7 protein-coding genes are annotated in these 6,927 nt (G+C 61.1%); 4 read left to right on the forward strand and 3 right to left on the reverse strand.

What is annotated here, in order from left to right:
* Nucleotides 1–31 precede the first annotated feature (31 nt).
* Complete coding sequence (locus ACP92_RS23965) at nt 32–334, forward strand: 2Fe-2S iron-sulfur cluster-binding protein (RefSeq protein WP_013236710.1); 303 nt, start codon at nt 32–34, stop codon at nt 332–334.
* 513 nt (nt 335–847) lie between these two features.
* Here the strand turns inward: ACP92_RS23965 and ACP92_RS24800 are convergent.
* From ACP92_RS24800 to ACP92_RS23975, 3 genes are read right to left on the reverse strand one after another with little or no spacing between them, the layout of a single operon-like run.
* Nucleotides 848–1,108 (reverse strand): hypothetical protein, encoded by a 261-nt coding sequence (locus ACP92_RS24800; protein ID WP_156181828.1) that lies wholly within the window; start codon nt 1,106–1,108, stop codon nt 848–850.
* 10 nt (nt 1,109–1,118) lie between these two features.
* Nucleotides 1,119–3,167: an AsmA family protein gene (locus tag ACP92_RS23970; RefSeq protein WP_048348641.1), complete on the reverse strand. Its 2,049-nt coding sequence runs from the start codon at nt 3,165–3,167 to the stop codon at nt 1,119–1,121.
* Between the two features lie 59 nt (nt 3,168–3,226).
* Entirely contained in the window at nt 3,227–4,186 is a 960-nt protein-coding gene (locus ACP92_RS23975; protein WP_013236712.1) for a LysR family transcriptional regulator, read from the reverse strand.
* Between the two features lie 168 nt (nt 4,187–4,354).
* Between ACP92_RS23975 and ACP92_RS23980 the strand changes: the two genes are divergently transcribed.
* The 3 genes from ACP92_RS23980 to ACP92_RS23990 all read left to right on the forward strand — a co-directional run bounded on the left by ACP92_RS23980 (nt 4,355) and on the right by ACP92_RS23990 (nt 6,519).
* Nucleotides 4,355–4,588, forward strand: coding sequence for a hypothetical protein (locus ACP92_RS23980; RefSeq protein WP_041311378.1), 234 nt, complete (start codon nt 4,355–4,357; stop codon nt 4,586–4,588).
* 605 nt (nt 4,589–5,193) lie between these two features.
* On the forward strand, nt 5,194–5,511 hold the full coding sequence (locus ACP92_RS23985) for a hypothetical protein (protein ID WP_013236713.1): 318 nt from the start codon (nt 5,194–5,196) through the stop codon (nt 5,509–5,511).
* Between the two features lie 240 nt (nt 5,512–5,751).
* Nucleotides 5,752–6,519 (forward strand): class II glutamine amidotransferase, encoded by a 768-nt coding sequence (locus tag ACP92_RS23990; RefSeq protein ID WP_013236714.1) that lies wholly within the window; start codon nt 5,752–5,754, stop codon nt 6,517–6,519.
* The last annotated feature ends 408 nt before the right edge of the window (nt 6,520–6,927 follow it).

The following is a 6,927-nucleotide window of genomic DNA, read 5'->3' on the forward strand; positions in this document are numbered from 1 at the left end:
ACAGCCGCCTCCAAACCCGTGAAAAACAGGCATGTCTAGCTCAATCCGCTTCCTTGTACGCATTCAGCCCTCGGGCTTGCAATTTGAACAAGTCCCTGGACGCTCCGTATTGCTATCGGCCTTGTCGGCGAGCATTCGCCTGCCCAACTCCTGCCGCAATGGGACCTGCCGGACCTGCATGTGCAAATTGTCCACAGGGCGGATCGATTACCAGATCGAATGGCCGGGACTCACGCGGGAAGAAAAGGCCGAAGGCTGGATACTTCCCTGCGTGGCCGAGGCCGCCAGCGATCTTGAGCTGCTGGTCCCCGATGCAGTGGACCCGAAGCGCTGAACTTGTCCACCGGGCAAGCTCGGCCGTCCGTTTCGTTCCATCCTTGAGCCCGCTGTGGATAAAAAACCGTAGCCAGGCCATCTCCTGAGCCGCTGACGGGTTTTCTTGTCCACACCCGATGGGGCTCCCCCTTTCGAATTGTCCACCGGCGTGGCAGCCGCGTCCTGTCCTTTCCTGGGCCGCCCCGATCTCTGCGGCCTTCAACGTCATGCAATCCAGGACGACTGGTCCGAAGCGTCTATCTGTCAGCTGCCTGGTGGGTTTGGCAGACCTGGGCACGCGCGCAGCGAAAGCGCGCGCAGTTCAGCTTTATAGTTAGGCTGTTTATAAGATTAGTAGTGATGGTTAACGTCCGCGTGTTGATGTGGATAACCTGGTTTACTCCCAAAAAATCAGTCGCTTGCGCGACGCATAAATCCTTGGGCAAGGCCTGTATGACGTGATTCCAAATCGTGGATAAAAATTCGCCTTTGGATAACTTTTCGAGTTTTCCCCAATCGATGAAAAAGTTATTCAGAACTTTATCCACAGGGCGAGGCGTTTTTGATGATTTGGCGGCTGCAATGGGAAATTTTTGTTAAAGCCAATGAATTCGGTCAATTTGCTGCGGATCAAGGCCAGATTTAGGCTTTGAGTTGAGAAATAGCCCCTATTTCCTACCCCTTCGTGAGCTTGTGCCGGATTGCTTCCATCCATGCCAGGATGAAACACGGGGCAAAAAAACGCGGGGTCAGGAAAGTTATCCCCTGACCCCGCGCCTGTCTTGCGCCGCATTTTCTGCTGCCTATTTTTTAGGCGAGCGCTCCGCAGGCAGGGTTTTGCCTGCCGCTGGCGCACGGGGCGCCTTCCTGGCTTCTTCCAGCAGATGGGCACAATCGGCTTGCTCGTCGCCGTCGACATTGATCAACGGCAGGATGGCCGTCACCGGCGCCAGCAAGCCCAGCGCCACCGCGCTGCCGGCGCGCAGCGCCAGCATCCCCTTGTCCACCCCGACATCTGGCTGCTTGAAGGTCCCCGCCACATACAACGGCGAGCGCAGCGAGATGATGCGCAGGCCCTTGCTCTTGGGATGGACGTGCAGATCCAGCTTTTCACGCCGCATGTCGATGGTGCCATCCACGGAGATCAGCGCATCCTCGGTATCGAGCATCAGTGTGCGGGCCGTCATGATCCCCTCCCGGACGGGCAGGTCGCCCGCCAGGCAGTTGAGCTTCACTTCCTTGTCGCCGAACAGCTTGCTGATGACCACATTGCCCAGGTTCAGCCCGGCCGCTTCCAGCAGGAACTTGCTGATCGCGCCCTGAGTCACCAGCGTCTTCACCTCGCCATTGGACGACCCCAGCATCGCCGCCACCGAATTGCCGGTGGCGCTGAGCCGGGCGTCGCCATTGATCTCGCCGAAGCTGGTGCGGGAAGCGTCAAGCTGCGGATAGAGCTTCTGTATCTTCAGCCGGCGCGCCGACAGGATCAGCTCCGACTTCATCGGCGCAGCCTGCCCGTCCAGGCGGATGGTCGACCGCAGGTTGCCGCCGGCCACGCCGAAATCCAGCGGAGCCAGTGTCAACACCTTGTCCTTGAGGATCAGATGCGCCTGCAGGTCGCTGATGGGCAGGTCCTTCTGCTTGATGATGCGCTTGCCCGTGAGTTTCACATCCGCGTCCAGTGCGCCCCAGGCATCAGTGCTGAAGGTCTTTACCGGCAGCACCTTGTCGCCAGGCTGGCGCTCCTGCGCGCCGCGCTCAGCCTTCTCGGCATTGGAATCGGCGCCGATGAGCGGCGCCAGGTCGTCGAAGCGCAGCACTTCGGAAGTGAGCGAGCCCGTCAACTGCGACCGCGCCGCGCCTGCGCCGGTGGTGTAGCGCAGGCTGCCATTGATATCGCTCTGGCCGACCTTGCCGCGAAAGTCTTCATAGTCCCACTGGCTGTGGCCGGCGTCGATCTTGCCGATCAGCCTGCCCTCGGTGGCGAACGGCGGCGTTTCGGGCAGCAGCACACCGGTCAGCGGATACAGGTTGCCCATGCTGGCCCCCGACACCGACAGCCGCAGATCCAGCGCCGCCAGCGCAGCCGGCCGGGTCAGCGTGCCGTGCACACCGATGGCGGTCTTACCCACCCGTACCTGCGCCTGCAGCGGATAGGGTTGCTGCACATTCTGCAGCGACAGCACGCCGCCAGCCTTGCCTTGTCCCGACACCGGCGCGCCATTGAAACTGCCGCTGAGCTTCCAGCCCAGGCCATAGATCTTTTCCACAGCAGGGTCGAGGGTATCGATCTCGGCCTTGAGTTTTATCTTGTCCACAGCGTCGTCCAGGCTCAGCTTGCCCTGGCGCAGGGTGATGCGGCCCAGCCGGAGGTTCCACGCCGAGGGTCCCGCGCTGCTGCTCTTGAAGGTCCAGTTATTCACCGCCTGCGCATTGCGCAGCAGGCTCACGGAGGGATCACGGATGTCCAGCGAGGGCAGCGCGATGTCGTGCACCAGCAGCGGCAAGGGATTGAGAGTGAACGTCACCTGGCCGATGGTGGCCATCTGGCCGGCCTGGCTGAAGGCGGGCGGATTGCCGATGCGCAGCTGCTCGGCTTGCAAGCGGGGCCAGGGCAGCCAGCGCTCCCAGAAGCCGGGCGGGGCCGCGCCGGGGAGGGTTTGCGCGCGCTGCCAGTGCAGCGAGAGGTCGCCATCGATGGCAAATTCGCGACCGATCGAGGCCGAGACGCGTTCATTGATCCAGGGCTTGGCCCGGTTCCAGTCGAAGCTGAGGATGAAGATGACCGCTGCAGTGATCAGCAGGATCAGGCTGGCGCAGAGCCAGAGGATTATCTTTGTCAGGCGCGGCATCGGTTGGGCTTGCCATTGAGGGGTTCAACATATGCCGATGCCGCCCTGCCAGCGCCGCATCAGCGCTTCATGTTGATACGACCGAATTCGTCATGGGTTGTTGCAGACAAATGTGCGCGCAGCCACTTGTGCGCGGGATTGCGGGCGTCGCGCTCGTGCCAGAGCATGTCCACATGCTCTTCCGGGGTCTGGAAGGGCAATTCCTTCACCACCAATGCTTCGGCCATTCCGGTGGCGGCCACCAGGTGGCGGGGCAATACGGTGATCAGTTCCGAACTGGCCACGATGCGCCCAGCGGTGAAGAACTGGTTCACCGTCAGCAGGATCTTGCGCTCACGGTTCATGCCTGCCAGCACATCGTCGATGACCGCATGGGGTTTGCCCGACAGGCTCACCAGCAGGTGGTCGGCGTTGCAATAGCTGTCCAGGGTCAGCGGCTGGCCGGCCAGCGGGTGGCTCTTGTGCATGACGCAGACGTACTGGCCGGTGTAGAGCCGGGCGTGGCTGATCTGGCTCTTGGCCATGCCCTGGCCATCGGCCAGTTGGGCGGTCACCCCGGGGAAGAAGCCCACCGCCAGGTCGATGTCGCCGCGCAGCAGCATGGCGCGCGGGTCACGGGTGGTCAGCGGCATCATGCGGATCTTGATGCGCGGAGCGTCGCGCATGATGGTGCGCACCAGCGAAGGCAGCCACAGGGCGGCGGTGGCGTCGACCATGGCCATGCGGAAGGTGTTCTGGGCGCGCGAGATGTCGAAGCTCTCCGGCGCGATCACCGCTTCCAGCTCCGAGAGCGCACGGCGCACCGTCGGCCACAGCTCTTCGGCGCGCGGCGTGGGCTTGACCCCGTGGGCGGTGCGGATCACCAGGTCATCGTTGAGCGTGTCGCGCAGGCGACGAAGGGCATTGGAGACCGCCGGCTGCGTCATGGCCAGCAGATTGGCCGCGCGCGTGAGGTTCTGCTCGGTCATGACGGCGTCGAATACGCGCAACAGATTCAGGTCCAGGGTGAGAAAGCTCATAGGGCGGGCCTTTGCGGCGGTAGGGAGAGGCAGTATGGATGCCGGTGATCGCCGGCAGAAATATTATTCACAGATAATATAACTGATATCCGAAACGGAAAGTGGTCAAACAAAGGTGAGTTCACTACACTGCAATGCAACATAACACACAACGTCAAGGATCGAATCATGGCAACCATCGCACAAAGCACCAACAGCACCTTCAAGAGCAAGTTCGCCGCCGTCATGCGCAACATCTTCATCCACTTCGTCAAGGCCCACGAGCTGCAAGCCGTTGCTCTGGTCGCCGCCGAACAGGATCGCGCAACCGGCGCCAGCCAACTGAACCGCATGGCCGACAAGTTCGAAGCCACCCAGCCCAACCTGGCTGCTGAACTGCGCTTCATCGCTTCGCGCGGCTGATCGAAGGTTTCTGTTTCACCAGATTCAAGTTTTACCGGTCGCGCGTGACTTCCGCGTGACCTTGGCGCCAGGCCTTCAAGGACGGCGCCGGTAGTGAAGGATTTCGGTAGTTCCCGGCGCGTACGGCGCTTATGTTGACGCTGATTCGATCAACGCGTCAGGACACCGATCCGTTGTCTCCTCCTCCCTCTTTAGGAAGGATTAACCCCGCAGGCCATGCCTGTGGGGTTTTTTTTCGTCCCTGCGCCAGGCGCCCTGTCGCCCCTGTCGCCCCATGCTTCCGGGGCATCCGGTCCCAGATATTCACCGGCGTTGCCGCCAGCGTCAAATCGCGTTGTTTTTCTACATCAGAGAACGCTGATCTGGCCGCATTGTCCATCCGGCAACGTTGCGCGACCTCGGCGTAAGCCATGTCCAGCAAGGACTTGCGACGCATGACGAGACGCACAGGGGGCGCTGGGGACTCATATTCACAAAGTCTATATCTGATATGAGAACTCTAAAGTAGTCATACAGCCGGCGCCTCGGCATACTGCGACGCAACAACAGTGAGATTGAACGCCGCGCAATCGTGTCGCGGCATGATTATCAGAGGTAGAAATATCATGTCCTTCCTGAACCTGGCCTTTCCCGCAGAAGCTGCAATGCCGTTTGCACAGACCCTCATCGGGATGCTGGCAGCCTATGTCCGTCCGGCCCTGGGCCTGGGAGCGCTGGTGACCTTCGTGATGGTGTTCAAGCCGCTGATCCTGGGTCTGGCGCAAGCCGCCGTCCTGCTGGTCAAGCCGCGCAAGTCGCTGGAGCAACGCATCCTGGCGCACAAGTTCAGCGGCAAGCGCATGCTCAACCGCATGGCCAATGAATACAGCATGACCCAGCCCAATTTCGCCGCCGAACTGCGCAACATGGCCGCGCGCGACTGATCCGCCGATCCCGTCCCCGCCAGCCAGTTCGAGGCCCTCAGGCTTCTGGTCGTGTAGTTGAAGTTTTGTAGTACGTACTGTGTCTCCTCCTCCCTCTTTAGGAAGGATTAGCCCCGCCAGCGCAAGCTCGCGGGGCTTTTTTTGTCCACAGCCGGCGTCTTTGTCCGCAGCAATCGTGATAACTTGTCCACCTGCAAATTACCACCGCCTCGCCGCAAGAGAAGAAGAGAACAAGAGATCATGTGCCAGCTCCTCGGGATGAACTGCAACACCCCCACCGACATCGTCTTCAGCTTTACCGGCTTCGCCACCCGGGGCGGCCTCACCGATCACCATCGCGACGGCTGGGGCATCGCCTTCTTCGAGGGGTCGGGCGTGCGCACCTTCGTGGACCATCAGGCGGCGGTGGATTCGCCCGTGGCCGAGCTGATCAAGCGCTATCCGATCAAGTCGCAGCATGTCATCGCCCACATCCGCAAGGCCACCCAGGGGCGCGTGACGCTGGCCAACTGTCATCCCTTCGTGCGCGAGCTGTGGGGGCGCTATTGGGTATTTGCCCACAATGGCGATCTCAAGAACTTCACGCCCGAACTCGATGGCCCCTACCGCCCCGTCGGCACCACCGACAGCGAGCTGGCCTTCTGCTACATCCTCCAGGAGATGCGCAAGCGCTTTGGCCACACCCTGCCCCTGCTGGCCGAGCTGCGCGCGGCCCTGCGCGAGATCGTCGACCACATCGCCGGCCACGGCACCTTCAACATGCTGCTCTCGGACGGCTCGGCGCTCTATACCCATTGCTCCACCCACCTCTACTACATCGTGCGCCAGCATCCCTTTGCCACCGCCAAGCTGTCCGATGACGACCTGTCAGTGGATTTTTCCGAGGTCACCACGAGCAACGACCGGGTCGCCGTCATCGTCACCCAGCCCTTGACCGACAACGAAGTGTGGACGCAGTACCAGTCCGGCGAAATGAAGGTCTTTGTCGATGGGGCCGTGGTGGAATAAGCCCGCTTCCTGGGGTGGATTGTCTTGTCCACCGTGGTAGTGCAAGCAGGTTTACTTTATCCACAGACAACAAAAAAGCGCGCCAGCCACCCTCTCTTCCCTCCCGCACGAACACTGTTACAAAAAACATTGTCCCCATGGCCGGGATTGCCGCATCGACAAGCTGCTGACTCTGTCCCCCTATCACCCAAGTGAGCCCGCAGTGTTGCGCGCACGGAACAGGCCGGCTGCTGCGCAGCCTGTGGATAGATCATTTTTTTCGGGGTTTTTTGCGTATCCGCCTGTGGATAACTTGGGTTTACCAGAGTAAAATGCGTCCCTCGTTTCGCGCCCGGACGACTTCGTCCACCAAGGTCCGTCCCATCGACGTGGCCGGCGGGCGCCGCACTCATCCGATAAGAAAGCTTC

Source organism: Herbaspirillum seropedicae, assembly GCF_001040945.1.
GTDB classification, from domain to species: Bacteria; Pseudomonadota; Gammaproteobacteria; order Burkholderiales; family Burkholderiaceae_D; genus Herbaspirillum; species Herbaspirillum seropedicae.

Excerpts from the sequence above, each read along its gene's own strand:
- ACP92_RS23980 (WP_041311378.1), top strand. The coding sequence starts at position 4,355 with ATGGCAACCATCGCACAAAGCACCAACAGCACCTTCAAGAGCAAGTTC.
- ACP92_RS23975 (WP_013236712.1), bottom strand. The coding sequence starts at position 4,186 with ATGAGCTTTCTCACCCTGGACCTGAATCTGTTGCGCGTATTCGACGCC.
- ACP92_RS23970 (WP_048348641.1), bottom strand. The coding sequence starts at position 3,167 with ATGCCGCGCCTGACAAAGATAATCCTCTGGCTCTGCGCCAGCCTGATC.
- ACP92_RS24800 (WP_156181828.1), bottom strand. The coding sequence starts at position 1,108 with ATGCGGCGCAAGACAGGCGCGGGGTCAGGGGATAACTTTCCTGACCCC.
- ACP92_RS23990 (WP_013236714.1), top strand. The coding sequence starts at position 5,752 with ATGTGCCAGCTCCTCGGGATGAACTGCAACACCCCCACCGACATCGTC.
- ACP92_RS23985 (WP_013236713.1), top strand. The coding sequence starts at position 5,194 with ATGTCCTTCCTGAACCTGGCCTTTCCCGCAGAAGCTGCAATGCCGTTT.
- ACP92_RS23965 (WP_013236710.1), top strand. The coding sequence starts at position 32 with ATGTCTAGCTCAATCCGCTTCCTTGTACGCATTCAGCCCTCGGGCTTG.